General features: G+C 62.9%; 21 protein-coding genes. 13 read left to right on the forward strand and 8 right to left on the reverse strand.

Going from position 1 to position 25,179, the window contains the following annotated elements:
- The first annotated feature begins 96 nt into the window (after window positions 1–96).
- The 7 genes from AC6CIG_RS05790 to AC6CIG_RS05820 all read left to right on the forward strand — a co-directional run bounded on the left by AC6CIG_RS05790 (window position 97) and on the right by AC6CIG_RS05820 (window position 8,183).
- Window positions 97–606, forward strand: coding sequence for a TRAP transporter small permease subunit (locus tag AC6CIG_RS05790; RefSeq protein WP_018095494.1), 510 nt, complete (start codon window positions 97–99; stop codon window positions 604–606).
- On the forward strand, window positions 603–1,928 hold the full coding sequence (locus AC6CIG_RS05795) for a TRAP transporter large permease (RefSeq protein ID WP_018095493.1): 1,326 nt from the start codon (window positions 603–605) through the stop codon (window positions 1,926–1,928). The genes AC6CIG_RS05790 and AC6CIG_RS05795 overlap by 4 nt, the downstream gene beginning before the upstream one ends.
- 96 nt (window positions 1,929–2,024) lie before the next feature.
- Window positions 2,025–3,074: a TRAP transporter substrate-binding protein gene (locus AC6CIG_RS05800; RefSeq protein WP_018095492.1), complete on the forward strand. Its 1,050-nt coding sequence runs from the start codon at window positions 2,025–2,027 to the stop codon at window positions 3,072–3,074.
- Window positions 3,075–3,168: 94 nt separating this feature from the next.
- Window positions 3,169–4,539, forward strand: a complete 1,371-nt coding sequence (locus tag AC6CIG_RS05805; RefSeq protein ID WP_018095491.1) for a glutamine synthetase family protein — start codon at window positions 3,169–3,171, stop codon at window positions 4,537–4,539.
- Between the two features lie 190 nt (window positions 4,540–4,729).
- Complete coding sequence (locus AC6CIG_RS05810; protein ID WP_127711242.1) at window positions 4,730–6,115, forward strand: aldehyde dehydrogenase family protein; 1,386 nt, start codon at window positions 4,730–4,732, stop codon at window positions 6,113–6,115.
- A complete protein-coding gene (locus AC6CIG_RS05815) occupies window positions 6,112–7,257 on the forward strand; it encodes an iron-containing alcohol dehydrogenase (RefSeq protein WP_127711240.1) in 1,146 nt (381 codons plus the stop codon). The genes AC6CIG_RS05810 and AC6CIG_RS05815 overlap by 4 nt, the downstream gene beginning before the upstream one ends.
- A 209-nt stretch (window positions 7,258–7,466) precedes the next feature.
- A complete protein-coding gene (locus AC6CIG_RS05820) occupies window positions 7,467–8,183 on the forward strand; it encodes an AAA family ATPase (protein WP_003529183.1) in 717 nt (238 codons plus the stop codon).
- Window positions 8,184–8,209: 26 nt separating this feature from the next.
- Here the strand turns inward: AC6CIG_RS05820 and AC6CIG_RS05825 are convergent, their stop codons facing one another.
- Together AC6CIG_RS05825 and AC6CIG_RS05830 are read right to left on the reverse strand one after the other, a co-directional pair.
- On the reverse strand, window positions 8,210–9,499 hold the full coding sequence (locus AC6CIG_RS05825; RefSeq protein ID WP_127711238.1) for an NAD(P)/FAD-dependent oxidoreductase: 1,290 nt from the start codon (window positions 9,497–9,499) through the stop codon (window positions 8,210–8,212).
- Between the two features lie 187 nt (window positions 9,500–9,686).
- Window positions 9,687–11,093: a L,D-transpeptidase family protein gene (locus AC6CIG_RS05830; protein WP_018095486.1), complete on the reverse strand. Its 1,407-nt coding sequence runs from the start codon at window positions 11,091–11,093 to the stop codon at window positions 9,687–9,689.
- A gap of 167 nt (window positions 11,094–11,260) precedes the next feature.
- Between AC6CIG_RS05830 and AC6CIG_RS05835 the strand changes: the two genes are divergently transcribed.
- Window positions 11,261–12,100 carry a DUF4432 family protein gene (locus AC6CIG_RS05835; RefSeq protein ID WP_018095485.1) on the forward strand — a complete coding sequence of 280 codons (840 nt, stop codon included), beginning with the start codon at window positions 11,261–11,263 and terminating at the stop codon, window positions 12,098–12,100.
- A gap of 69 nt (window positions 12,101–12,169) precedes the next feature.
- On the forward strand, window positions 12,170–12,508 hold the full coding sequence (locus tag AC6CIG_RS05840; protein ID WP_127711236.1) for a protein tyrosine phosphatase family protein: 339 nt from the start codon (window positions 12,170–12,172) through the stop codon (window positions 12,506–12,508).
- A gap of 34 nt (window positions 12,509–12,542) precedes the next feature.
- Here the strand turns inward: AC6CIG_RS05840 and AC6CIG_RS05845 are convergent, their stop codons facing one another.
- From AC6CIG_RS05845 to AC6CIG_RS05855, 3 genes are read right to left on the reverse strand one after another with little or no spacing between them, the layout of a single operon-like run.
- Window positions 12,543–14,189, reverse strand: coding sequence for a thiamine pyrophosphate-binding protein (locus AC6CIG_RS05845; RefSeq protein WP_127711234.1), 1,647 nt, complete (start codon window positions 14,187–14,189; stop codon window positions 12,543–12,545).
- Between the two features lie 35 nt (window positions 14,190–14,224).
- Window positions 14,225–15,178, reverse strand: a complete 954-nt coding sequence (locus AC6CIG_RS05850; protein ID WP_127711232.1) for a DMT family transporter — start codon at window positions 15,176–15,178, stop codon at window positions 14,225–14,227.
- Complete coding sequence (locus tag AC6CIG_RS05855; protein ID WP_127711230.1) at window positions 15,175–16,119, reverse strand: alpha/beta hydrolase; 945 nt, start codon at window positions 16,117–16,119, stop codon at window positions 15,175–15,177. Before AC6CIG_RS05855 ends, AC6CIG_RS05850 begins: the two co-directional genes overlap by 4 nt.
- A 180-nt stretch (window positions 16,120–16,299) precedes the next feature.
- On the opposite strand from AC6CIG_RS05855, the gene AC6CIG_RS05860 reads away from it, so the two are divergent.
- The 4 genes from AC6CIG_RS05860 (at window position 16,300) to metF (ending at window position 21,248) form a co-directional block, all read left to right on the forward strand.
- Window positions 16,300–17,067 (forward strand): ribonuclease T2, encoded by a 768-nt coding sequence (locus AC6CIG_RS05860; RefSeq protein WP_127711228.1) that lies wholly within the window; start codon window positions 16,300–16,302, stop codon window positions 17,065–17,067.
- Between the two features lie 129 nt (window positions 17,068–17,196).
- Window positions 17,197–18,846 carry an energy-dependent translational throttle protein EttA gene (ettA, locus tag AC6CIG_RS05865; protein WP_127712425.1) on the forward strand — a complete coding sequence of 550 codons (1,650 nt, stop codon included), beginning with the start codon at window positions 17,197–17,199 and terminating at the stop codon, window positions 18,844–18,846.
- A 435-nt stretch (window positions 18,847–19,281) separates the two neighbouring features.
- A complete protein-coding gene (locus tag AC6CIG_RS05870) occupies window positions 19,282–20,304 on the forward strand; it encodes an ArsR/SmtB family transcription factor (RefSeq protein WP_018095479.1) in 1,023 nt (340 codons plus the stop codon).
- Window positions 20,305–20,306: 2 nt separating this feature from the next.
- Window positions 20,307–21,248 (forward strand): methylenetetrahydrofolate reductase [NAD(P)H], encoded by a 942-nt coding sequence (gene metF, locus AC6CIG_RS05875; RefSeq protein WP_127712424.1) that lies wholly within the window; start codon window positions 20,307–20,309, stop codon window positions 21,246–21,248.
- A gap of 532 nt (window positions 21,249–21,780) precedes the next feature.
- Here the strand turns inward: metF and AC6CIG_RS05880 are convergent.
- From AC6CIG_RS05880 to AC6CIG_RS05890, 3 genes are all read right to left on the reverse strand, one after another.
- On the reverse strand, window positions 21,781–22,725 hold the full coding sequence (locus AC6CIG_RS05880) for a DMT family transporter (RefSeq protein ID WP_127712423.1): 945 nt from the start codon (window positions 22,723–22,725) through the stop codon (window positions 21,781–21,783).
- A gap of 211 nt (window positions 22,726–22,936) precedes the next feature.
- Window positions 22,937–24,154 carry a lytic murein transglycosylase gene (locus AC6CIG_RS05885; RefSeq protein WP_127712422.1) on the reverse strand — a complete coding sequence of 406 codons (1,218 nt, stop codon included), beginning with the start codon at window positions 24,152–24,154 and terminating at the stop codon, window positions 22,937–22,939.
- Window positions 24,155–24,291: 137 nt separating this feature from the next.
- Window positions 24,292–25,077, reverse strand: a complete 786-nt coding sequence (locus AC6CIG_RS05890; protein WP_018095475.1) for a glycoside hydrolase family 25 protein — start codon at window positions 25,075–25,077, stop codon at window positions 24,292–24,294.
- Between the last annotated feature and the right edge of the window lie 102 nt (window positions 25,078–25,179).

Consider the following 25,179-nt stretch of genomic DNA (forward strand, 5'->3'; position numbering starts at 1 on the left):
GACGGTGAACAGGAGAGATGCAGCCCATGATCGGATCGGCAGCTATGGGAGGGGAGCTTCCTCGTCCTGACGGCGCGCGCGGGGCAGGGCGCCGCGATGCCTGAATATTTGAAAACCTATGTGCGGACGGTCGACGGATTCAATCGCCGCGTGGGCCGGACGACCATGTATCTGATCTTCGCGATGATGGGCATTCTGCTCTATTCGTCCGTATCGAAGGCCTGGCTGCTGCCGTCGCTCTGGACGCTCGAAATGGCACAATTCGTCATGGCGGCATACTACCTGCTGGGTGGGGCCTATTCGCTCCAGCTCGACAGCCACGTGCGTATGGACCTGGTCTATGGCCGCTGGACTGCGCGCACGCGCGCTGCGGTCGATGCGATCACCATCCTCATGCTCTTCGTCTATCTGGGCTTCCTACTTTATGGGGGCGTTTCCAGCACTGCTTATGCGTTGAAATACGGTGAGACCAGCTATTCGAGCTGGGCACCCTACATGGCGCCGATCAAGATCGTCATGACGATAGGCATCGCACTCACTCTCCTGCAGGCAACGTCCATCTTCATCAAGGACCTTGCCCGGGCGATGGGGAGGCCGATCGCATGAGCTACGAAATGATCGCCTTCATGATGTTCTCGTCCATGATGATGACGATGCTGACCGGGCAAAGGGTCTTCGCGGCCATCGGTGTCGTCGGCGCGGTTTCGGCTGCCTTCCTCTGGGGCAATGGCGGCTTCGAGATGGCCTTCGCCGCTTCGATGAAGCTGATGAAATGGTATCCGCTGCTCACTTTGCCGCTCTTCATCTTCATGGGCTACATGCTGTCGGAATCCGGGATCGCCGAGGATCTCTACAAGATGTTCCACGTGTGGATGGGCGGCCTGCGCGGCGGGCTTGCGCTCGGCACCATCGGGCTGATGGTCATCATTTCCGCGATGAACGGACTCAGCGTTGCGGGAATGGCGATCGGCGCGACCATCGCGCTGCCCGAGCTCCTGCGCCGCGGCTACGACAAGACGATGGTGACCGGAGTCATTCAGGCGGGCAGTTCACTCGGCATTCTGGTTCCGCCGAGCGTCGTGCTGGTGCTCTACGGCATGATCGCGCGTCAGCCGGTGGGGCAGCTCTGGCTTGCAGGCGTGTTTCCGGGGTTGCTTCTGGCACTGCTGTTTTCGATCTATGTGGTCTTTCGCTGCAAGATACAGCCGCATCTTGGGCCCGCGCTTCCCAAGGAGGAGCGGAACGTCCCGCTTGCCGAAAAGCTCAAGCTGTTACGCGCCGGCATCCTCCCCTTCATGATCTTCTTTCTGATGATGGGCCTCTTCGTGATGGGCGTCACAAGCCTTGTCGAGAGCTCCGCCGTGGGGGCGCTTTCTGCCCTCGTAGCGGCCTGGTGGAAGGGGCGTCTGACATGGACCGTTTTCGACAAGACGATCGAGCAGACACTCGGCATCTCCTGCATGTTCATGTGGATCATCCTGGCAGCGCTCTGCTTCGGTGCGGTCTTCGACGGCCTGGGAGCGGTCAAGGCGATCGAGTTCCTGTTCCTGGAGAAATGGGGTCTGGGTCCCTGGGAAGTGCTGATCCTGATGCAGCTTTCCTATCTGGTCATGGGCACGTTCCTCGACGACACAGCCATGCTGGTGATCGTCGCCCCGCTCTACATACCTCTCGTCGGCAGCCTCGGCTTCGATCTGATCTGGTACGGCGTGCTCTACACGATCACCTGCCAGATCGCCTACATGACTCCGCCCTTCGGCTACAACCTGTTCCTGATGCGTGCGATGGCTCCTCCCGAGATATCGCTGATGGACATCTACAGATCGGTGCTCCCCTTCGTCCTGGTGATGCTCGTGGGACTGGCAATCGTGACCGCGTTTCCGGAGATCGCACTGTGGCTGCCGCACCATGTCTATGTGAAGGGCTGACGGGGAGCCGGCGCCTTGCGCCGCAAGAGGTGAGACCTTCCGATGGGGGGCTCCGAAAAAGAAGTGAACGTTGAACGAAAACAGAGGGAAACGGACATGACCAACAGACGCGATTTTCTGAAGAAGGCCGGGCTTGCAGCCGCGGCCGGAACGACGGCGCTTGCTGCCCCGGCAGTGCGTGCGCAATCCGGAAAGATCACCTGGCGCCTGCAGACCTATGCCGGCCCGGCGCTCGCCGAACATGTCATCAAGCCGGCGATCGATGCCTTCAACAAGGCCGCCAATGGCGAGATGCAGATCGACCTTTACACCGCCGATCAGCTCGTGCCGACCGGCGAATTGTTCCGCGCCATGCAGGCCGGTACGATCGATGCGGTTCAGAGCGACGACGACTCGATGGCTTCACCGGTCGACATCAAGGTATTCGGCGGCTACTTCCCATTCGCTTCGCGCTACAGCCTGGACGTGCCGACGCTCTTTCATCAGTACGGCCTCAACGAGATCTGGGCCGAAGCCTACGGAGAAGTCGAAGGGGTCACCTGGCTTTCGGCCGGATCCTGGGATCCCTGCAACTTTGCAACGGTGAAGCCGATCAAGACGCTTGCGGACCTCAAGGGCCTGCGCATCTTTACCTTCCCGACCGCCGGCAAGTTTCTGACGCGTTTCGGCGTCGTTCCCGTCACTCTGCCCTGGGAGGACGTGCAGGTCGCCATGCAGACGGGCGAACTCGACGGGCTCGCCTGGTCGGGGATTACCGAGGACTACACGGTGGGCTGGGCGGACGTCACCAAGTACTTCCTGACGAACAATATCTCCGGCGCCTGGTGCGGATCGTTTTTTGCGAACTCCGCACGGTGGAAGGAGGTGCCGGAGCATCTGCAGACGCTGTTCCGCCTCTGCATCGACTCCTCGCATTACTATCGCCAGCACTGGTACTGGGGCGGCGAGGCGAAGTTGCGCGCCGAAGGCACCAAGCTGGAACTGACGACCATTCCGGACGAGGAATGGAAAACGGTTGAAGCGGAGGCCCTGAAATTCTGGGACGAGATTGCTGCCACCAGCCCGCGCGCGGCCAAGGTCGTAGAGATATTGAAGAAGTACCGCGAGACAATGGAAAAGGCCGGGCCGCCCTATCGCTATACCTGATCGGGGCCCAGCAACTGACACCCGGGGCTGCGATGCGGCCCCGGAGATGGACGGAACAATTCTACCGGTAGCAGACCGGAACCAGGACCTTCCCATGAGCGCGAACTATACATTCGATGATTTGAAGAGAGACGTGGCCGAGGGCCGCATCGACACGGTGCTGGCTTGCCAGGTCGACATGCAGGGCCGGCTGATGGGCAAGCGGTTTCATGCGGAATATTTCGTGGAAAGCGCATGGAAGGAGACGCATAGCTGCAACTACCTGCTTGCGACGGATATGGAGATGGAGACCGTTCCCGGCTACAAGGCGACGAGCTGGGAGAAAGGGTACGGCGACTACACGATGAAGCCGGACCTCTCGACCCTCCGGCGCATTCCGTGGCTCGAAGGCACCGCGCTGGTCCTCTGCGACATGCTGGACCATGACACGCATGCGGAAGTGCCGCACTCGCCGCGCGCCATTTTGAAGAAGCAGGTGGCGCGCCTCGAAGCCATGGGCTTCAAGGCCTATATGGCGAGCGAACTCGAATTCTTCCTCTTCGATCAGTCCTATGACGATGCGAGGCTCTCGGGATATCGCGACCTGCAGCTCGCCAGCGGCTACAACGAGGATTACCACATCTTCCAGACGACCAAGGAAGAGGATGTGATGCGGGCGATCCGCAACGGTCTTCAGGGTGCCGGGATCCCGGTCGAGAACTCCAAGGGCGAGGCGTCCGCCGGCCAGGAGGAGATCAACGTCCGTTACGCGGAGGCCGTGACGATGGCCGACCGGCATGCGATCATCAAGAACGGCTGCAAGGAAATCGCCTGGCAGCGCGGCAAGGCGATCACCTTCCTTGCCAAGTGGAACTACTCGGCCGCCGGCTCCTCGTCGCACATTCACCAGTCGCTCTGGAGCAAGGACGGAGAAACGCCGCTGTTCTTCGACAAGAACGGGCAGTATGGCATGTCTGAGCTCATGCGCCATTATGTGGCCGGTCAGCTCGCCCATGCGAGCGAGGTAACCTATTTCCTGGCGCCCTATATCAACTCCTACAAGCGCTTCATGGCCGGCACCTTCGCTCCGACTAAGGCGATCTGGAGCAAGGACAACCGCACGGCCGGCTATCGCCTCTGCGGTGAGGGCAGCAAGGCAATCCGTATCGAGTGCCGCGTCGGCGGCTCCGATCTCAATCCGTACCTTGCCTTTGCCGCCCTGATCGCGGCCGGCATTTCCGGCATCGAGAACAAGATGGAACTGGAGGCGCCCTTCGTGGGCGACGCCTATCAGGGCAAGGAGGTGCGCGAGATCCCGCATACGCTGAGAGAGGCGAGCGAGGCGCTTTCCGGTTCGAAGATGCTGCGTGCCGCTTTCGGCGAAGAGGTTGTCGATCATTATGTGCACGCCGCAGAATGGGAGCAGCAGGAATATGACCGGCGGGTGACCGACTGGGAGGTCGCGCGCGGGTTCGAAAGGGCGTAACAACGCCCTCCCCAATCTCTCCCCACGAGGGGGAGGGGCTACGTTGCGGCACCCTCCTATCGAAAGCCGATGCCTCCACAAGGAGCATGGCCGAATTACCGCGCGGAGCGGTGCCGCAAGCTAAGCCCCTCCCTCTCGTGCGGAGGGTTGGGGAGGGGAATTCATGTGAAATGAGAACAGGAAGACGATCATGACGATGATCCGATGTGTTTCGCCGGTCGACGGCGAGGTTTATGCCGAGCGCCCGGCAATGCCGCTGGAGATGGCGAGGCAGGCCGTGGCACATGCGCGCCTCGCGCAGAAGGCCTGGGCCAGGCGCCCGCTCGATGAACGTGTGAAGCTGGTGCTTGCCGGCGTGGCACGCCTCAACGAGATGGTCGACGAGGTGGTGCCGGAACTCGCCTGGCAGATGGGCCGGCCGGTGCGCTATGGCGGCGAGTTCAAGGGATTCAACGAGCGCTCCAATTACGTCGCCTCGATCGCGGCCGATGCGCTGAAGCCGCTCGTCGTGGAGGAGAGCGACCGCTTCGAGCGGCGCATCGCGCGCGAGCCGCATGGCGTCGTCTTCGTCATCGCTCCGTGGAACTATCCCTATATGACCGCGATCAACACGGTCGCGCCGGCGCTGATGGCCGGCAATACCGTGATCCTCAAGCACGCCAGCCAAACGATCCTCGTCGGCGAGCGCATGGTGCGCGCCTTCATCGAGGCGGGCGTTCCGGCGGACGTTTTCCAGAACCTGTTCCTGGATCACGACACGACGGCGGCGCTGATTGCCGCCAAGAGCTTCGACTTCATCAACTTCACCGGATCGGTCGAAGGCGGCCGGTCGATCGAGCGGGCGGCGGCCGGCACCTTTACCGGCCTCGGCCTCGAGCTCGGCGGCAAGGATCCTGGCTATGTGATGGAGGATGCCGACCTCGACGCGGCCGTCGACACGCTGATGGACGGCGCGACCTACAATTCCGGCCAGTGCTGCTGCGGCATCGAGCGCATCTATGTGCATGAGTCGCTCTATGACGCCTTTGTCGAGAAATCGGTCGCCTGGGCGTCCAATTACAAGCTCGGCAATCCGCTCGATCCGGAGACGACGCTCGGTCCGATGGCAAACAAGCGCTTTGCGGCAACCGTGCGCAATCAGATCGCCGATGCGATCTCCAGGGGTGCCAAGGCGCTGATCGACCCGAAGCTCTTCCCGCAGGACGATGGCGGTGCCTATCTGGCGCCGCAAGTCCTTGTCGACGTCGATCACTCCATGGAGTTCATGCGCGAGGAAACCTTCGGGCCGGCCGTGGGCATCATGAAGGTGAAGAGCGACGCCGAGGCGATCGAATTGATGAACGACAGCCGGTACGGTCTCACCGCGTCGCTCTGGACGAAGGATGCGGAGCGCGCGGCGCGGATCGGCAGTGAGCTCGAAACCGGCACCGTTTTCATGAATCGCGCCGACTATCTCGATCCGGCGCTGTGCTGGACCGGCGTCAAGGAGACCGGCCGGGGCGGCTCGCTCTCGGTGCTCGGCTTCCACAACCTCACCCGCCCGAAATCCTATCACCTCAAGAAAGTGACCGCATGACCATCACCGCCAACTGGAGCTATCCGACCGCCGTCAAATTTGGCGCCGGCCGGATCAAGGAGCTTGCCGACCACTGCGAGGCGCTCGGCATCAAGAAGCCGCTGCTCATAACGGATCGCGGACTTGCCCCGATGGCGATCACGCAGCAGGCGCTCGATATTCTGGAAGCGGGTGGCCTCGGACGCGCGATCTTCGCGGACGTCGATCCGAACCCCAACGACAGGAACCTCGAAGCCGGCGTGAAAGCGTTCCGTGACGGCGGCCATGACGGCGTCGTCGCCTTCGGCGGCGGCTCGGGCCTGGACCTCGGCAAGTGCGTCGCATTCATGGCCGGCCAGACGCGGCCGGTCTGGGACTTCGAGGATATCGGCGACTGGTGGACCCGCGCGAGCGTCGAAGGTATCGCGCCGATCGTCGCCGTTCCGACGACCGCCGGTACCGGGTCAGAAGTCGGGCGCGCCAGCGTCATCACCAATTCGGCAAGTCATGTGAAGAAGGTGATCTTCCATCCGAAGTTCCTTCCTGGCGTCACGATCTGCGATCCGGAACTGACGGTCGGCATGCCCAAGGTGATCACCGCCGGCACGGGCATGGACGCCTTTGCCCATTGCCTCGAAGCCTATTCGTCTCCCTTCTATCACCCCATGTCGGCAGGTATCGCCCTCGAGGGCATGCGGCTCGTCAAGGAATATCTGCCGCGCGCCTACAAGGACGGCACGGATCTCGAAGCCCGTGCCAACATGATGAGCGCGGCGGCCATGGGGGCGGTCGCATTCCAGAAGGGGCTCGGCGCGATCCACTCGCTGTCGCATCCCGTCGGCGCGATCTACAACACCCATCACGGCATGACCAACGCCGTGGTGATGCCCCCGGTCCTGCGGTTCAACCGCTCCGCGATCGAGGAGAAGATCGGTCGCGCCGCCGCCTATCTCGGCATTGCGGGCGGTTTCGACGGTTTCTATGACTATGTGCTGCAGCTCCGGGAGGAACTCGGCGTTCCCGACAAGCTGTCGGCGCTTGGTGTCGGCACGGACCGTATCGACGAGATGGCCGAGATGGCGATCGTCGATCCGACGGCCGGCGGCAATCCCGTCGAACTGACGCTCGATGCCGCCAAAAAGCTGTTCGCCGAATGCATTTGACGGGAGCCGTCGTTAATTTTTTCAAGCCCGGAAAACCCATGTTTTCCGGGCTTTTTCGTTGCTCTTCAACGGGAAATGCGCCCCACGGTTAACTTTTGGGGGCCAAAAGTTTCCATTTCGTTAACCATGTTCTGCAAGGTTCTATTAAGGAAACCGCGCGCCGTGCATCGCTCGGCGGACCGGAAACGAGCAAGGACGAGGTGAGAGAAATGGCGGTCATCACATTCGCCAATGCAAAGGGCGGTGCGGGAAAGACGACCGCGGCGCTGATCCTGTCGACGGAACTGGCGAGGCAGGGAAACCGCGTCGTGGTACTGGACGCCGATCCGCAGCGCTGGATCACGAGCTGGTCCGAAGTGTCCGGCCGTGTCGCCAATCTCGAGGTGATTTCGCACGTCACTCCGGCTTCGCTTCCCTGTCATATCCGCGAACTCAAGGGTGAGGCCGATTTCATCGTCATCGACCTCGCCGGAGCCAAGGACGCGATCGTCGCGTTGGCGCTGGGTCTGTCCGATCACGTGCTGATACCGGTTCAGGGCTGTGCCATGGATGCGCGGGGGGCCGTACAGATTCTTGAACTTATCCGCCATATCGGAGAGAAGGCGAGGGTACGCATCAACCACTCGGTCGTGTTGACGCGCGTCAATTCGCTGGTGACGACGCGAGCGCTGCAGACGATCAAGGCGCTGCTCGCCTCCCGCGGCGTTTCGGTCCTCGATACGCCGATCGTCGAGCGTGTTGCCTATCGCGAAATCTTCGAGTGCGGCGGCACCCTGCAGATGATGGACCCGAACAGGGTCAGCAATCTCGACAAGGCGCGCGAAAACGCATACGCGCTTGCCGCCGAGGTGCAGAACCTGCTCCCCGTGACCGCACGCCGCGCCCTGATGTCCCGCCTGCGCTCGGCTTTGCCGCGGGCGGCGTAGCGATCGATCCCGAAGGGCGTTGCCGTTCAGAACCTTTTATCGATGAAATGCTTGGCCTGGGCGCCGGCGTGGTAGAAGACGGATTTCAGAGTCCGCCACGGATCCGGCGTGACCGGCGTCTCGGCAAGCGGGATCGCGGACGTATCGCCGGTCACGTGACGGGCAAGCGCGCGGCCGAAGACGGTACCTGGGGCTATGCCGCGGCCGTTATATCCGCTGATCGATACGACATTCGGGGCGAGCACATGCATGGCCGGCAGATTGTTCGTGGTCATGCCGATGCGGCCGTCCCACCAATATTCGAAGCGGAAATCCCCGATAAAGGGGAAGAGCTTGCGCACGGACCGGGCGGCGAAGGCCCGGTGTGTGCCCGCGGCGATCGCATCGAGCCTGCCGATCGATCCGAAAATCAGCCGGTTCTGCTTGTCCATGCGGAAGGAGGTCATCACCAGCCCCGTGTCCCAGGCCCCCTGGCGTTCGGGCAATATGCGCTCGGCCACGTGGTCGGGCAGCGGATTGGTCGCGAACTGGAAATAGGGAAGGATCGTCAGTTCCTGCCGGAACTCCTTCCATGGGGTATCGGTGACAAGGCTTCCATAGGCGTTGGTCGCGAGAATGACGTGACGGGCCGTGACCGTCCCACGCCCGGTCTTCAATTTCCAGAGATCGCCTTGCCGGCTGGCTGCAAGGAGGGGGGTATCGGTGAAGATTTCGGCGCCGGCGGCAAGCGCCGCACGCGCCAAGCCCCGCGCATAGGCGAGCGGCTGTATCGTTCCGGCTCGACGGTCGAGCAGTGCGCCTGTGAAGCACTCGGCCCCTGAAAGCGCGTGCGCCTTTTCTGCCGAAAGCACCTCAACCGGAGCACCGCGTTTTTTCCATTGCGCCTCGCGCTCCCGGATTTCCTTGAGCCCTTCCGCACCGACCGACATATGCAGCGTGCCGTTGCGAACGGCTTCGCATTCGATTCCATGTTTCGCAACGAGATCATAGACAAATGACGGGCCGTCGCCGAGTTCGTCGAGAAGGCGGTTGCCCGCGGCTGCTCCGAGCGTTGCAATCAGGTCGTCCGGCTGCACCCACATGCCGGCATTGACCAGGCCGACATTGCGGCCCGAACCCCCGAAGCCGATCATCCGCGATTCGATCACCGCCGTCCTGACGCCTGTCTCGGCCAGATGAAGCGCGGCCGAAAGGCCAGTGAAACCACCTCCGACGATCGCCACCTCGACCGCCAGGTCGCCTGCCAGCGGAGCGGTGCGCGGAGCGGCCGGTGCCGTCGCATGCCAGAGATTGGGGAGAGCACGCTCCGTTGCCATCGCGGACAGTTCCTTAGAGTCAGGGGTGTTTCGCCTGTGATAAAGGCAATGCGGCGGAGTTTTTCATGACAATGTTTCATGATGTCATGAGGCTGCTGCGGCCGGCAGGGCTGTATGGCATTCGAGGCAGCTCAAGCGTGTCGCGATCATGCGCATTCACGCGGCACGCTTGGCTGATTGTCGTGCGTCAGTCGACGAATTCGACCGTGACGCCAGTGCTCACCATCTTGCCGAGTTCGGTCGCATCCCAGTTGGTAAGGCGGACGCAGCCATGGCTCTGGGTCTTGCCGATCTTCGACGGCTCCGGTGTCCCGTGAATGCCGTAGGTCGGCTTCGACAGTGCGATCCAGACGGTGCCCACCGGGCCGTTCGGACCCGGCTGCAATTGCAGGATCCTGTCGTTCGCGCCCTGCTGGAAGTTGATCTTCGGGTTATAGGTATAACCTGGATCGAAGGCGATACGCTCGACATGCACCGTCCCGGAAGGTGACGGCGTGTCGGAGGAGCCGATGGTGGCCGGATAGGCGGCGATCAGTTTCCCCGCCTCGTCGTAGGCGAGCACCTGCTTGCGGGCCTTGTCCGCGACGATGCGCGCCACCTTGCCCTTCTTGTTCGGGCCGGGATTGACGACCTTGATCGTCGTGCCGGGGATCGAAAAATCGGCACCGGGATTGAGCTCGCGCAGATAGGCCTCGTCCATGTGGAACTTTTCGCCGAGCATCTCCGTCACGGACGTGAACGACAGATGCGGCAACTGCGCCTTGTGGGCGTAGTCTTCCGGAATGGAGGCGACAAAGGGGCCGGCCGCATCCGCCGCGGTGATCGTGTAGGTCGTAATCGGCAAGCCGCCGTTGAAGCGCAGCCGCTCGAGAATGTCTTCGGTATTGTTCGGATCGAGCGTTTCACCCGTTGCCTGCTGCCAGGCTTCAATGGCCTTGGTGACGTTCGAGCCCATCTTGCCGTCGATCACGCCGGGAGAAAAGCCTTCGCGGTCGAGGAAGACCTGCAGGGCAGCGATCTCGGCGCGCGACTTTCCTCTCACCGTCATGGCCGGCGGCATCGGCTGTGCCAGCGGGTCATTGTATTGCGGATCGTAGGCGGCCTCTTCACGATCGGAGAGCGAGGGAAGGCTGTTGGGCAGATCCTCGCGCTCGACCGGAGCGGGCGCAATATCGCGATATTCGGGAATGGCGCCGGTAAACTCGCCGGGCTCGGAATAGCCGTAACCGCGATCGCGGGGATCGGGATAGCCATCGCGCCCGTATTGGCGGCGCCGCTGTCCGCGACCATAGCCGTCATTCGGCACGACGGTGGCGACGATATTGCCCCACGGATCCACGAGCACCGTGCGTCCGCGCCGGTCGCGCATGGCGTGAACCTCGGCCTCTCCGGGGATATAGTCGAGAATGTCGCCTTCGGGGGTGACGAGCATCACCTCGCCGCCGCCCCAATAGCCACCATAGGCATCCTGTGCGTTGGCGGGCGCAAGCTCCACGGCGATGAGGGCGAGTGCTGCGAAGAGCGAAAGGCCGGTGCGGGTCGCGGGCGTCACTAGGGAACCTGTCTTCATGGCGGTTGCTTTGCGGCGGTACATACCGATTTGGACGTTAATGTGAAAAAAGTGAATTCATCATGAACAACCGGTTAAATTAGTTAGGCCAACATCCTGCCCATTGCAACGCTCGCCGAAATGGCCCGGTTCCGAGGCTTCGACTATCATGGATTCTCTGCCTGATTCCGGGCTCCTTGCGAGGAGGTGAAATGCGGACGACCTTGAACGCGGCCGATGGCGCCGCGATCCACCTCCTGTTCGACCCGTCCTCGGCACTCGATGTCGCGGCCTTCGTCGTGGCCGGCGTCGACCTGTCGCCCGGCGCGGCGATCCCCTCGGACGGCGATCCGCGGATCGACCGCGCGCTTGCGGGTTTCCTGTTCACCTGCGGTCCCGACCACATTCGTCATCCCGAGGCTCTGGAAGGCGGCGCCGGCGCCTATTATCCCCTGCACGGTTCGCTCGCCGGAACGCCTGTCAGCCGGACCGATATGTGCGGGGCAGGCGATCGCCGTACTGCGGTGACCGAAGTCGATCTCGCCTGCGGCGGCCGAGCGGCCATAGAGCGGCTCTGGCAAGTCGATGCGGCCGCGCACGCCGTGACGCTTGCCGACCGCGTCGTCAACATCGGTTCGTCGGCCTTTGCGCCGATGATGATGTATCACATGAACATCGCGGGGCGGCTGCTCGGCGAGAAAACGCGGATCGAAAGCCCGTCGGTCGAGGGCGGGTCGCTTCCCTGGCGCTTCGGCGAGGGGGACAGCGCGCACTTCTGCCGGCCGGCCGTTGCCTGTGACGGATGGTCGGAGGTGGCGCTGAGCGCAATGCCGGGTCTTCAGGGGCGTACACTCCGTGTGCGGTTCCGGACCGAGACGCTGCCGTTCCTGCAGATGTGGCGCTGTCAGCGCGGCGGCGCCAACGTCGTCAGCATCGAACCGGCCTCGCATCGCCTGGCGAAGCGGCCCGAACTTGCCGCAAACGGGGAGCTTGGCCTTCTTCAGCCCGGTCAATCGCGTGAATATCGCCTGGCTTTCGCCGTCTCCCGATGACGCCTTCTCGATTGACGCCGCCCGGCGCCGGGCCTAAATCAGGGCAACGCTTTTCTTGAGGGACGCCACATGGACATTCGCCAGATCAACGATGAGTACTCGGTTTCGGGCCAGATCACCGTCGACGACCTCGACGAGATCAAGGCGCTCGGCTTCAAGTCCATCGTCTGTCATCGCCCGGATTTCGAGGCCCCCGATCAGCCGACCTTCGACGCCATCGCGGCGCGTGCCCAGGAACTCGGGCTGGAGATCACCCATATTCCGGTCGGCCCGATGGGCGTGACCGCGGACGGGGTCAAGAGCATGGTCGACGCATTGGACGAATTCCAGCGACCGATGCTCGGCTATTGCCGCTCCGGCGCCCGCTCCACCGCAGTCTATCAGCAGACGCTGCATATTCGGGGCTGAGGCGGGCCCGGCGCAGCCGGGCCACCAAAAGCACTCACCCGTTGCGGATTTCGCTCAGCGTCCGCGTCGGCGTGATCGCTTCCGGGTCGAGCTTGATCTCGATGATGGCCGGCTTGCCGCTCTCACGCGCCCGCAGGAAGGCGCCTGCAAATTCTTCCGTCCTCGCCACCGTTTCGCCGTGGCCGCCATAGGCGCGGGCGAGCGCTGCGAAATCCGGGTTCGTCAGATCCGTAGCGCTGACGCGGCCGGGATAATCGCGCTCCTGATGCATGCGGATGGTACCGTAGATACCGTTGTTGACGACGAGCACGATGATGGGGAGTTCGTAGCGGACGGCGGTCGCGAACTCCTGGCCGTGCATGAGGAAACAGCCGTCCCCGGCAAAGCAGACCACCTCGCGGTCGCGATGCAGCTGCTTGGCCGCGACTGCGGCCGGCAGGCCGTAACCCATCGAACCGGAAGCGGGAGCAGCCTGCGTCCCGTAACGCCTGAAACGGTGGAAGCGATGGAGCCAGGTGGCGTAGTTGCCTGCACCGTTGGTGAAGATCGTCTCCGGCCCCGTATTCGCCTCCAGCCAGTTCACGATCGGGCCCATCTGCACGTCGCCCGGTCCCTTCTCCGGCGGCGTCGACCATTTGAGGTAGGCCGCATGCATTTCCCCGGTGCGGGCGGACCAATGGGGCTCGGCCGCAGGCGTCAGGCTAGAGAGCGCCGCGACGAAGTCGCGCGGGCTCGCGGCAATTGCGAGGTCCGGACGGTAGACCCGGCCGAGTTCGCCCGGATCCGGATGGACATGCACCAGGGTCTGCCTGGGGTAGGGGACGTCGATCAGCGTGTAGCCGGAGGAAGGCATCTCCGAGAACCGCCCGCCGACGAGGAGGACGAGGTCGGCATCCCGGATTTCGCCTGCCAGCGACGGGTTGATGCCGATGCCGACATCGCCCGCATAGTTCGGATGCAGGTGGTCGAAAAGCATCTGGCGGCGGAAGGAGCAGCCGACAGGCAGCTGCCAACGCTCGGCGAAGCTCTGGAATCCGGCTACGGCCTCGGCGGACCAGCGAGTACCGCCGAGAATGGCGATCGGCCTTTTCGCGGTGGAGAGAAGCTCTGCAAGCTGAGAGATCTGGCCTGGGCCGGGGTGGCTTTCCACCGGCCGGTAAGCGCGTGCGGCCGGTGCTTCGGCGCTCTGTGTCAGCATGTCTTCCGGCAAGGTCAGGACCACGGGGCCGGGACGGCCGGACGTCGCGACGGCGAAGGCACGCGTCACGAATTCCGGGATGCGCGCCGGATCGTCGATTTCGCCGACCCATTTTGCGACTTCGGTAAAGGCCCGGCGATACTCGATTTCCTGAAAAGCCTCCCGCTCGCGGGCGTCGCGCTGTACCTGGCCGATGAAGAGGATCATCGGAACCGAATCCTGCCGGGCCACGTGGAGTCCGGCCGAGGCATTGGTCGCGCCGGGGCCGCGGGTGACCATGCAGATGCCGGGCTCGCCCGTCAGCCGCCCCCAGGCATCCGCCATCATTGCGGCCCCGCCCTCCTGCCGGCAGACGACGACCTCGATGTCGGCGTCGTAAAGCGCATCGAGCACCGCCAGATAGCTTTCTCCCGGTACGCAAGAGATGCGCTTCACCCCGTTTGCGGCAAGCGCCTCCACCACCAGTTGTCCGCCCGTTTTCATGTGCACCTCCCAAATGCTGTCCTGTTTCGCCGCTGTCAGATCGCCGGCGACACCGGCGCGATACCCGCCGTCTTCTGCACCTGTCGCTCGCGCCAGATGATATAAAGTCCTGAGCCGATGATGATCGCGATACCCAGCCATTTCAGCGCGTCCGGCAGATCGCCGAAGACGAGCCAGCCGAAAATCGTCGCCGAGACGATCTCGAGATATTGCAGCGGCGCGAGCACCGAGGCCGGCGCCGCCCGATAGGCATAGACGCCGAGCACGCCGGAGATCGTCGCGGTGACGCCGACTCCCAACAGATAGTACCAGGCGCGCCCGTCCGGCCAGACCGGATCGAAGACGCTCGATCCGCTGCCCTCGCCGAACCAGAGCAGCGCGAGACAGAAGAGGCCTCCCCAGATGCCGGCATGGAACTGCATCGACCAGGGGTCCTCGTTCTGCGCGACCATGCGCGTCACGAGCAGGAAAACGGCGAGACCGAAGGCGGCGACGATCGGCAGAAGCGCGACCCAACCAACTTCCTGCATGATCGGCTGGATGACGAGCAGCGAACCGAGGAAGCCGACAGCGCAGGCGGTGTAACGGCGCCAGCCGATCGTCTCCTTGAGGAAAATGCTGCCGAGAATGGTGAGGATGATCGGTTCCACGAAGAAGATAGCGATGGCATCGGCCACCTCCATGACCTTCAGCGTGGTGATGAAGGAAAGCATGGTCACCACCAAAAGGCCGCCACGCAGCGCATGCAGCGCACTCTTGCGCCAGGTGAGATCGAACAGCGTGCCGCGCAGAAGGACGATCGGCAGGATGAAGACGATCTGCAGCAGGAAGCGTGCCGCCGTGATCTCGGCCGAGGGAACCGTCGCTATGGCGAGCTTCGAGAAGACGTCGATCAGCGGCGACAGCAACACCGAAAGGACCATCAGCGTCAGGCCGTAGGAGATCCGGTTGTGGTCGATTGCCGCCTTGGAAAGGGAGAGCTCGCTCATGGACGGTGCCGCTTTCCCCCGACTGCCTTCAGGCACCAGGCGGCGAACTCCGTCATCGCTTTTTCCCGGCCGATCTCGTTGAGGGTTTCGTGGCGCATGCCCTCGTGAATTACGATCGTGACATCCGTCATGCCCCGCGCTTTCATGCGGTTGCCCAGCCAGCGAACGGCCTCTCCGTTGAGGGTGGAAGGATCGGCGCTGCCGCCGACGAGGTAAACCGGCAGGCTTGACGGGAGCCGCGACAGCCGGTCGGAGCGGGCGCCGGCAAAGGCGAAGGCGAATACGTCGAGCCACAGCGATACGGTCGGGTCGAAACCACAGAGCGGATCTTCGAGATATTTGGCAACCTCGCTCTTATCGCGCGAGAGCCAATCGAAATCGGTCTGCCGGTCGGCGATGCTGGTGCTCCAGGCACCGAAGGTGAGTTTCGTCACGAGCGGACTTGGCACGTCCGAACCCTTCAGCATCTTCTCGATCGCCAGCAGCAACTGGCCGCCGCGCCCGGCAAGGCCGGGCCGGAAATTGGAGTTCCACACAGCAAGCGCGTCGTAGAGTTCCGGATCGGTTTCGGCGGCGTTCAGCGCGATCAGGCCGCCCATCGAATGGCCGAACAGCACGACCGGCAGGCCGGGTTGGCTGGCCACCGCCATATCGCGGAGCGCGCGGAGATCCGCGACGACCTTGGCCGCGCCGTCCCGCTGCGCGAACATGGCGGGACATGCATCGGGGGCACAGCTCGTGCCGTGGCCGCGGTGGTCATGGGCGTAGACGTGGAAACCTTGGCCGGCCATGGCTTCGGCAAAGCGGGCATAGCGGCCGGAATGCTCGGCAAGGCCGTGGCTGATGACGAGAATGCCTTGCGGTTCGCCCGCGGCGCCGAGATGGCGCCAGCCGAGCGTCGCGCCGGTCGGGCTTCGATGTGTCCTCACCTGCCCGAACATGCCATGCGCTCTCCCCACTTGCGGATGCCGTGCGGATATCAAATCGATTTGGGTGGGAAAGGCAACCGCAGCTTGTTGCTCGTTGCGCATGAGATCACAACGAATCCGCAGATGCGATTCAGGGTTGCAATTTTCCCGTATATGGGGTTATTTGTTCCTGTTTTGTTTCCTTTGGGGGCAATGAAGACAAGGGCGATGATGCATCTGATCAGGTTGGCGGCGCTGGCGCTGGGTTTGGCGAATGCGCCCCTCGCTGCGGCTCAGGAGAGTGAGGCGAGCGAGGGCGAAACCGGCGCGGGAAGGACGGAATATGTCCTCGCCGTGAGTTGGCAGCCGGGATTCTGCGAGACCCGGCCCGATCGCAAGGAATGCGTCGATCAGACCGCGGAGCGCTTCGACGCCACGAATTTCTCGCTTCATGGACTATGGCCGCTCAAGAAGAGCTATTGCGGCGTGGAGGCGGATCTGAAAGCGCGCGACCGCAAGGGCGATTGGCTGGAACTGCCGGAAGTCGCCATGGGGGATGAGACGGCCAAGCGCCTGCTCGTGGCCATGCCAGGCGTCAAGTCCGGTCTGGACCGGCACCAATGGCTGCGCAACGGTACCTGCCAGACGGCAAATGCCGAGGACTACTTCGCGCTGCAGCTCCGGCTTCTGGACGAGCTCAACCGGTCGGCGGTGCGTGCGCTCTTCGCCGGCGGGATCGGCAAGGAACTCGACGAAAAACAGATCAAGCAGGCCTTCGACCAGACTTTCGGGGCGGGGGCCGGAGACCGGGTGCGCATGCGTTGCCAGTCGGTGAACGGCCGCGACGTGATTACCGGGCTGACGATCGGGCTCTCGGGCGACCTCTCGGGCAAAGCCGAGCTGGCGGATTTGATCCAGGCGGCGGGGCCGACGGAATTCAAATGCGCGAAGGGGGTCGCAGACGCTGCCGGGCGGGGCTGATCCGGACCGCAATTCGCATTGAGGAGGCGGCGGGGGGAGCGCGGGGGCAGGGGCCTTTGGCGTTGCCCCGCCACCATAATTCGCCTACATAGCGGGCAAAATTCCCTTCCGATGCGGAGCATTTCCTCTATGGCACGTCAATTCATCTATCACATGGCCGGGCTGAACAAGGCCTACGGCAACAAGAAGGTCCTCGAGAACATCCATCTCTCCTTCTATCCGGAGGCGAAGATCGGCATTCTCGGCCCGAACGGGGCCGGTAAGTCGACCGTGCTCCGGATCATGGCCGGCCTTGATACCGAATACACCGGTGAGGCCTGGGTCGCCGAAGGTGCGAGGGTCGGCTATCTCGCACAGGAGCCGCAACTCGATCCTCAGAAGAACGTGCTCGAGAACGTGATGGAAGGGGTGGCTGCCAAGAAGGCGATCCTCGACCGCTACAACGAGCTGATGATGAACTATTCCGACGAAACCGCGGAAGAGGGCGCCAAGCTCCAGGACGTCATCGACAGCCAGAACCTCTGGGACCTCGACAGTCAGGTGGAAATGGCGATGGAAGCGTTGCGTTGCCCTCCGGGCGATGCGGAGGTCACCAATCTCTCCGGCGGTGAGAAGCGCCGCGTGGCGCTTTGCAAGCTTCTGCTGTCGCAGCCCGAACTGCTTCTGCTCGACGAACCGACCAACCACCTCGACGCGGAAACGATCGCCTGGCTCGAAAAACACCTGCGCGAATATCCGGGCGCCGTGCTGATGGTCACGCACGATCGCTACTTCCTCGACAACGTCACAGGCTGGATTCTCGAACTCGACCGCGGACGGGGCATTCCCTATGAGGGCAACTACTCCGCCTATCTGCAGGCGAAGGCCAAGCGCATGGCGCAGGAAGGACGCGAAGAGGCTGCCCGCCAGAAGGCCATCAGCCGCGAGCAGGAGTGGATCTCTTCAAGCCCCAAGGCCCGCCAGGCGAAGTCCAAGGCTCGTATTCGCGCCTATGACGAGCTGGTCGAGGCGGCTGCGGACCGGCGTCCGGGCGATGCGCAGATCGTCATTCCCGTGGGCGAACGGCTGGGACAGGTGGTCATCGAGGCGGAGAATATTTCCAAGGGTTATGGCGACCAGCTGCTGATCGAAGGCCTGAGCTTCAAGCTGCCGCCGGGCGGCATCGTCGGCGTCATCGGCCCGAACGGCGCCGGCAAGACGACGCTCTTCCGCATGATCACCGGCCAGGAGCAGCCCGACGACGGTTCCATCCGGATCGGGGACAGCGTGCAGCTCGCCTATGTCGACCAGAGCCGCGATGCGCTCGACGCCAACAAGACGGTCTGGGAAGAAATCTCGGGCGGCAACGACATCATCAAGCTCGGCAATCACGAGGTCAATTCGCGGGCCTATTGCTCGACCTTCAACTTCAAGGGCGGCGATCAGCAACAGAAGGTCGGCACGCTTTCGGGCGGCCAGCGCAACCGCGTTCACCTTGCCAAGATGCTGAAGTCCGGCGGCAACGTCGTCCTGCTCGACGAACCGACCAACGACCTCGACACCGAGACCCTGGCCGCACTGGAAGATGCGCTGGAAAACTTCGCGGGTTGCGCCGTTATCATCAGCCACGACCGCATGTTCCTCGACCGCCTTGCCACCCATATCCTCGCCTTCGAGGGCGACAGCCACGTCGAGTGGTTCGAAGGCAATTTCGAGGATTATGAAAAGGACAAGATCCGCCGCCTCGGCCCGGACTCGGTCAATCCGAAGCGCGTAACCTACAAGCGCCTGACGCGTTGACCGTCATAGGTTTGCGGCGGCGCATCGCTGACCGCGTTCTTTGAGCCTGCACATCCAGCGAAGGCGGCTTCTCCGGGTCGCCATCGCCGGGCTTCGCCGCGCATCCTCGGGGCTTGACCCGAGGATCCGTTCACAAGCGACCGATACTCAAACAGGCGGCGTTACGCGCAGTCCGTTGCATGCACCGCGTCATCCACGGAGTTCGGCTGCTATGCCCGGCGTGTGGGTCCTCCGGTCCAGAGGTCGACGGGCAGAGCCTGCTCCCGAAGCGTTCTGAAATCTCCACAGATCGTAGCGCGCCATTTGTCGGCCGGGCGACCGCAAGGTCCAGCCGTTCTATCCTCCAGGCGCCATTCCATTGCCTCTATGCGCAAATCTCTTGCGCGGCCGCCACAAATCACATAAACATATCTTTATGTGTTGATGGGGAAGGCTATGGCTGATCGGGAAACGCTTGGTTTGGATGCGCTGGTCGACGTGCTGAAGGCGGCGGGCGAGCCGACGCGCCTGCGCCTGCTGGCCCTTCTCTCGGCCGGCGACCTGACGGTCACCGATCTTACCGAAATTCTCGGGCAGTCGCAGCCGCGCATTTCCCGTCATCTGAAATTGCTGGCCGAGGTCGCGCTCATCGATCGCTATCAGGAAGGCGCCTGGGCCTATTTCCGCCTGCGGCAGGAGGGCCGTCGCGTCGCGCTGATCCGCGAGCTTCTCGCATCGGCTGCAGCCGACGATGCAATTCTGGCCAGGGATGCAATCCGCCTTGCCACGTTGAAGAGAACCCGCGCGGAGAAGGCGCAGGCCTATTTCAGCCGCAACGCCGCCGAATGGGACAAGCTCAGACGTCTGCACATCGCCGAAGGCGACGTCGAGGCGGCGCTCAAGGCGATGGTCGGCGACGAGCCGGTCGACAGCCTGCTCGACCTCGGCACAGGAACCGGACGTATCCTGCAGCTCTTCGAGGGCATTTACCGTCGCGGCATCGGCGTCGACGCCAGCCGCGACATGCTGGCGGTGGCGCGGTCCAACCTGGACAGGGCCGGCATCACCAAGGCGTCGATCCGCCACGGCGACATCTTCAACCTGCCGCTTGATGGTCAATCCTTCGATCTCGTCACGATCCATCAGGTGCTGCATTATCTCGAGGAACCCGAGGCGGCGATTGCCGAGGCCGCGCGCATGCTCGTCCCGGGCGGCCGGCTCGTGATCATCGATTTCGCGCCGCACGGGCTTGAACACCTGCGTGACGACCATGCCCATGCGCGCCTGGGCTTCTCGCACCAGACAATGAGCGAATGGCTGCAGAAGGCGGATCTTTCGCTCGAGAAGACGACCGATCTTGCGCCGGAAGGCGGGCAGGAGGGGAAGCTGACTGTCACCATCTGGCTGGCGCGCGATCAGCGCGCGGTCGAAACCGTTGCCGACTTGCCGCGCCAGCGTCTTCATGCAGGGGGAGTTTGAGAATGAACGGACGGACGCCTTATCCCGTGGACTGCGACGGTCTTAGATTTTCCTTCGAGTACTTCCCTCCGAAGAACGACGAGATGGAGGCGCAACTCTTTCAGACCGTCACGGCTCTCTCCGTCTTCGCGCCCGCCTTCGTCACCGTGACCTACGGTGCCGGCGGGTCGACCAAGGCGCGCTCCCTGACGACGGTCAAGCGGATGATCGGGGAGATGGAGATCGGGAATACGGCCGCGCATCTCACTTGCGTCGGCGCGCCGAAGGCGGAGGTGGATGCGGTCATCGACGAGTTCGTCGCCTGCGGCGTGCGCCATTTCGTGGCGTTGAGGGGTGATCCGCAAGGCGGTATCGGCAGCGTCTACGAGCCCTTTCCGGGCGGCTACGAAAATGCCGCCGCCCTCGTCGAGGCCCTGCGGGCGCGCGGCGATTTCGAGATCTCCGTCTCCGCCTATCCGGAAAAGCATCCGGAGAGCCCCGACGTCGCTGCCGACATAGACATGCTGAAGCGCAAGGTCGACAATGGCGCAACGCGCGCGCTTACGCAGTTCTTCTTCGACAATGACGACTTCGAGCGCTATCTGGAACGCGTAAGGAGCGCGGGCATCGCGATCCCGATCGTACCCGGGATACTGCCGATCAATAATCTCACCCAGGTGCAGAAATTTGCCGGTCTTTGCGGCGCCAGAGTTCCGGAGTCGATCGTCTCGCGGCTGGGCCCTCTTGACGATCAGCCGGAAGGGCGTTTCCGGGAGGCGGCCCATATCGCGGCCGAACAGATCACCGATCTCGTCCGGCGCGGCGTCAGCGATTTCCACCTCTACACGATGAACCGCCCGCAGCTCATAACTGCCGTTTGCGAACTGATGGGCTATGATCCGGAACTCGCGCCGGCTCAGCCGGCAGACACGGAACGCCCGGTCCGGGCCGTCGCGAGGGCATGACGGCCGACCTCGGATAAACAGCACCATAGCGAAAGCCCATGAATGCCGCAGCATTCATGGGCTTTCTGATTGTTGCAGCCTGTCGAACTATTGCGCCTGAGCGGCGGTGAGACCTTGCTGCAAAATGGATTTTCCGGAAATTAAAGTCCCCGTTTCGGCTGGACTGTCAGTGGCCCTGAATCACACGAAAAGCATTACGGCCACGAATGCGAACGCTGCACTGATCATAAGGACGTTCAACGAGTGTGTAAGTCCCATAAGCTGATCCTCCCTGCGTTGACGGGTAAAACATAGGGCGAAAAAACGGCATGTGAAAGCGAAACTTGTGCTGCACTGCGAAATTCCCTATCTCCGATTTTTTCATGAATACATGTAATATGTTGAAAATAATCAACTATTCTGAATGCCACATTTTATTCACAATTCCTGCCAGGAGGTTAATGTAAACATCTGTAACGCTGCGTGAGTGTGTGAAAAAGACGGTGAATCAGTCTACCGGCGCCCGCCGGGCGGATCGTGGCGCGCGGAACGGTCACCGTCCGGCGGAATATCCGAGCTTCAGGACGCGCCCATCCAGGATCGCCAGGCCGACGGCGATGAGCAGCATGCCCCCGATATCCGTCGCCTGCAGTATTTCTCCCAGGAAGAGATAGCCAAGCAGGATGGCGCTTGGCGGGACGAGCAGCGTTACCAGCGAGGTGTTGGTGGCGCCCGCTTCGGCCATGATGCGGAAGAACAGGATATAGGCATAGGCGGTCGAGACGAGCGCCAGTCCGAGGATCGCGAGCACGGTCGTGAGCGGCGGCATGGGCAGGGTCCATGGCATGTCGACGAGGACCGCGACCGGCAGCATGATGAGCGTCGATGCCGTCAATTGCCCGGCGGCCGTCACCGGCGCGGCCAGATTGCGGAAGCGTTTGCCGTAAGAAGCGGAAAAGCCGTAGCTGACTGCCGCCAGGACCGGCAGGACCAGCGCCCAGAGCGGCACGTCGCCGGCAGCGCCGAAGAGGCCGGCAAGCGCACTCGGCCCTATGAGCACGACGGTACCGGCAAGCCCAAGCAGGCAACCGCTGAACTTCGCGGTGCTCAGCTTTTCATCCTCGGTCGCGACATTCGCGATGAGCACCGTCCAGACCGGCGTCGTGGCGTTGAGGATTGCAGCGAGACCGGCGCCGATATGCGTCTGGCCGAGAAAGATGAACGCATGCGGAATGGCGTTGTTGATGAGCCCCATGAGCAGGAACTCGCGCCAGCGCCCGGCGAGCGCCGGATATATGCCGTGTCGGCCGCGAAGATAGAGATGCAGGGCGAGGGCAGCGAGGCCGAGACGCAAAAGCACGAGCGTGAAAGGCGGCACATGGGCAACGGCCACCCGGGCGAAGAAGAAGGAACCGCCCCAGATGAGACCGAGCAGCCCGAGCAGTGCCCAGAGGCGCATGGTCATGTGGGTGCTGATGGAATTTGCGGGTGAAGCCATATCTTGCCTGCGCAGCAGCTGCCGCATCGGCCCGAAATCGGACGATTTCGGAAAGCACGATGCGTCGACCGAATAAGTTGGAGCGCACTTCGTGCGCCCATCCGGAACGACCGCGCTCTAAGCCGGAATAGGAGCCCGACAATTCAGAATTGTGCAAGCAGTATTGCGGCGAAGCGGGTGTCGCCACCCGCTTCTTGCGTCCTGCCAAAGGTTAAAGCGCCTCCAGCAGGCCCGGTGTTGCCCAGCCGTCGGCGGGAAGGCCGAGCTTCAACTGCTCCTTCTGCAGTGCGGCCCGCGTGCCCGAGCCGAGAATGCCGTCGATCTTGCCGACGTCGTGACCAAGCGCCTGCAATCTGGTCTGCAGGGCTTTCATCTCGGCGTCGCCGAGCCCCGGTTCCGGATTGCCCTGCTGATAGGGAGGCGCACCGGCAAGCCGGGTCGCGAAATAGGCGGCGGAGGTCGTGTAGATGAAGGACTGATTCCACTCGAGATAGATCTTGAAGTTCGGGTAGGTCAGGAAAGCGGCGCCTTTGCGGCCCTGAGGGAGAACCAGCGAGGCTTCGAGCCCACTGTTGGAGGTGTTGCCGTCACGCGGCTCGACACCGAGTGCGAACCAGTCGCCGGCGGTCATGCCGGACTGCAGGCCCGTCTTCTCCCAAGGCAGTTGCTCCGGGACACGGACCTCCTGAATCCACGGCTCCCCGGGCTTGAAGCCCAGGCTCTGGATGAATTTCGCCGCCGTCAGAATGGCATCCGGAGAACTCTTCTTGAGATCGACATGGCCGTCGCCGTCGCCGTCGACGCCATAGGCGATGATGTCCTCAGGCAGCATCTGTACCTGGCCGATCTCGCCCGCCCATGCGCCGGTTGTCGTCGCGGGATCGAGATCGCCGTGCTGCACCATCTCGATTGCGGCGAGAAGCTGCGGCCGGAACATTTCCGGGCGGCGGCAGTCATGCGCCAGCGTCACCAGCGCGTTGCGCGTATTGAAATCGCCCTGCACGGCGCCGAAGTCGGTTTCCATCGCCCAGAACGCGGTGATCACGGGCGCCGGTATGCCGAATTCCTGCTCGGCCCGGTCAAAGACGTCGGCATATTCCCGCATTTTCTGCGCACCGATGTCGAGGCGCGACTTGCTGACGGTTCGCTTCGAAAATTCGGTGAAGGTCTGCTTGAACACGCCCTGGGTGCGGTCGCGGCTGAGCACCTTCTGGTCGATCGCGGCGCCTGCGAGCGCCCGATCGGCGACGTCTGCGGGAATGCCCTTGGCGACCGCTTCTGCCTTGACGCCCTCCAGAAAGGAGCTGAGGTCGCCGCCGCACGCGGCGGCTGGGTTTCCCGACTGAGCCGGAGCTTGCGCCAGGGCCGGCGTGCCGGCGATGGCAAGAAATCCGAGGGAGAGAAGGGCTTTGCGCGCTGTGCCTGTCATTACAATTCCTTTCCGTGGCCGGCCGCACGGAATGCCGCCGGGCCCGAAGTCTGTCGAGAATGAAATCTATCGATGCTCTCTCAGAGCATTATGACCGAATGAAGAAAAATGCGGACCATGCCGCCCCGTCCTCTGGTCTATCTTGCCTGCGAGACGGTCGCGACCCACTTCTGCCAGTTCCTGGCGGAACCGGCGAAGGCGTTGATGTCCGTGCTGCCCTGAATGCCGGGGATCACCCCGGTGCTGGTATATTGCCAAAAGGCCCAGCGGCGTTCGACGTAGATGTCCTTTGGGTGCTTGGCTACCGAGCGCACCCAGAAATGATAGTCGTTGAAGGCGCCGACCAGATTGTCGCGGTGAAAATCGACGGACGTGTAGATGATCGGCCGTTTGCCGTAATGGGCCTCGAGCCGGTCCATGAACCGCTTCATTTCGGACCGCACGGTGTCCGGCGCCGGCCGGTAGCGGCAGGTCTTCGATTCGCCGTTCCATTCGACATCCAGGACGGGCGGCAGGTGGACGGCGCTCTTCGGCACGTTGGCAATGAACCAGTCGGCCTGGGCGTCGGCGGTGGAGCAGAAATAATAGAAATGATAGGGCGCGTAGGCGAGGCCGACGGCGCGCGCCTGCTGCCAATATTCGTGGAAGCGCGAGTCCAGCCGGTCCTTGCCTTCGGTTGCCTTGATGAACGCGAAGGACACGCCGGAATTCTTGACCTTTCGCCAATCGATGTCGCCGTTCCACTTGGAGACGTCGATTCCGTGAACGCTGTGATGGTGCGGCGTGCTGCCGCCGAAATCCTGCGGATCCGTATCGTGGAAGCGCGGCTGAATGGAGGCCGTCTTGACGAGGTCGTAATCGGTGGACGTACAGGAAGAGAGAATGGAGGCGATGGGCAGCAATGCCAGGAGAAGCCGGCGCATGGGGGTTCCGTTTCGAGACGAACGACGATCCTGCCTCACGCGATGGTTTCCATGATTGGTGATGTCCCCCAGGGAGGCGTGACCTCCTTTTCACCATATCAT

It is taken from the genome of Sinorhizobium sp. GQ132 (assembly GCF_059758575.1).

Bases quoted from the DNA above. Each gene is read 5' to 3' on its own strand.
- AC6CIG_RS05790 (WP_018095494.1), top strand. From the start codon at position 97: ATGCCTGAATATTTGAAAACCTATGTGCGGACGGTCGACGGATTCAAT.
- AC6CIG_RS05795 (WP_018095493.1), top strand. From the start codon at position 603: ATGAGCTACGAAATGATCGCCTTCATGATGTTCTCGTCCATGATGATG.
- AC6CIG_RS05800 (WP_018095492.1), top strand. From the start codon at position 2,025: ATGACCAACAGACGCGATTTTCTGAAGAAGGCCGGGCTTGCAGCCGCG.
- AC6CIG_RS05805 (WP_018095491.1), top strand. From the start codon at position 3,169: ATGAGCGCGAACTATACATTCGATGATTTGAAGAGAGACGTGGCCGAG.
- AC6CIG_RS05810 (WP_127711242.1), top strand. From the start codon at position 4,730: ATGACGATGATCCGATGTGTTTCGCCGGTCGACGGCGAGGTTTATGCC.
- AC6CIG_RS05815 (WP_127711240.1), top strand. From the start codon at position 6,112: ATGACCATCACCGCCAACTGGAGCTATCCGACCGCCGTCAAATTTGGC.
- AC6CIG_RS05820 (WP_003529183.1), top strand. From the start codon at position 7,467: ATGGCGGTCATCACATTCGCCAATGCAAAGGGCGGTGCGGGAAAGACG.
- AC6CIG_RS05825 (WP_127711238.1), bottom strand. From the start codon at position 9,499: ATGGCAACGGAGCGTGCTCTCCCCAATCTCTGGCATGCGACGGCACCG.
- AC6CIG_RS05830 (WP_018095486.1), bottom strand. From the start codon at position 11,093: ATGTACCGCCGCAAAGCAACCGCCATGAAGACAGGTTCCCTAGTGACG.
- AC6CIG_RS05835 (WP_018095485.1), top strand. From the start codon at position 11,261: ATGCGGACGACCTTGAACGCGGCCGATGGCGCCGCGATCCACCTCCTG.
- AC6CIG_RS05840 (WP_127711236.1), top strand. From the start codon at position 12,170: ATGGACATTCGCCAGATCAACGATGAGTACTCGGTTTCGGGCCAGATC.
- AC6CIG_RS05845 (WP_127711234.1), bottom strand. From the start codon at position 14,189: ATGAAAACGGGCGGACAACTGGTGGTGGAGGCGCTTGCCGCAAACGGG.
- AC6CIG_RS05850 (WP_127711232.1), bottom strand. From the start codon at position 15,178: ATGAGCGAGCTCTCCCTTTCCAAGGCGGCAATCGACCACAACCGGATC.
- AC6CIG_RS05855 (WP_127711230.1), bottom strand. From the start codon at position 16,119: ATGTTCGGGCAGGTGAGGACACATCGAAGCCCGACCGGCGCGACGCTC.
- AC6CIG_RS05860 (WP_127711228.1), top strand. From the start codon at position 16,300: ATGAAGACAAGGGCGATGATGCATCTGATCAGGTTGGCGGCGCTGGCG.
- ettA (WP_127712425.1), top strand. From the start codon at position 17,197: ATGGCACGTCAATTCATCTATCACATGGCCGGGCTGAACAAGGCCTAC.
- AC6CIG_RS05870 (WP_018095479.1), top strand. From the start codon at position 19,282: ATGGCTGATCGGGAAACGCTTGGTTTGGATGCGCTGGTCGACGTGCTG.
- metF (WP_127712424.1), top strand. From the start codon at position 20,307: ATGAACGGACGGACGCCTTATCCCGTGGACTGCGACGGTCTTAGATTT.
- AC6CIG_RS05880 (WP_127712423.1), bottom strand. From the start codon at position 22,725: ATGGCTTCACCCGCAAATTCCATCAGCACCCACATGACCATGCGCCTC.
- AC6CIG_RS05885 (WP_127712422.1), bottom strand. From the start codon at position 24,154: ATGACAGGCACAGCGCGCAAAGCCCTTCTCTCCCTCGGATTTCTTGCC.
- AC6CIG_RS05890 (WP_018095475.1), bottom strand. From the start codon at position 25,077: ATGCGCCGGCTTCTCCTGGCATTGCTGCCCATCGCCTCCATTCTCTCT.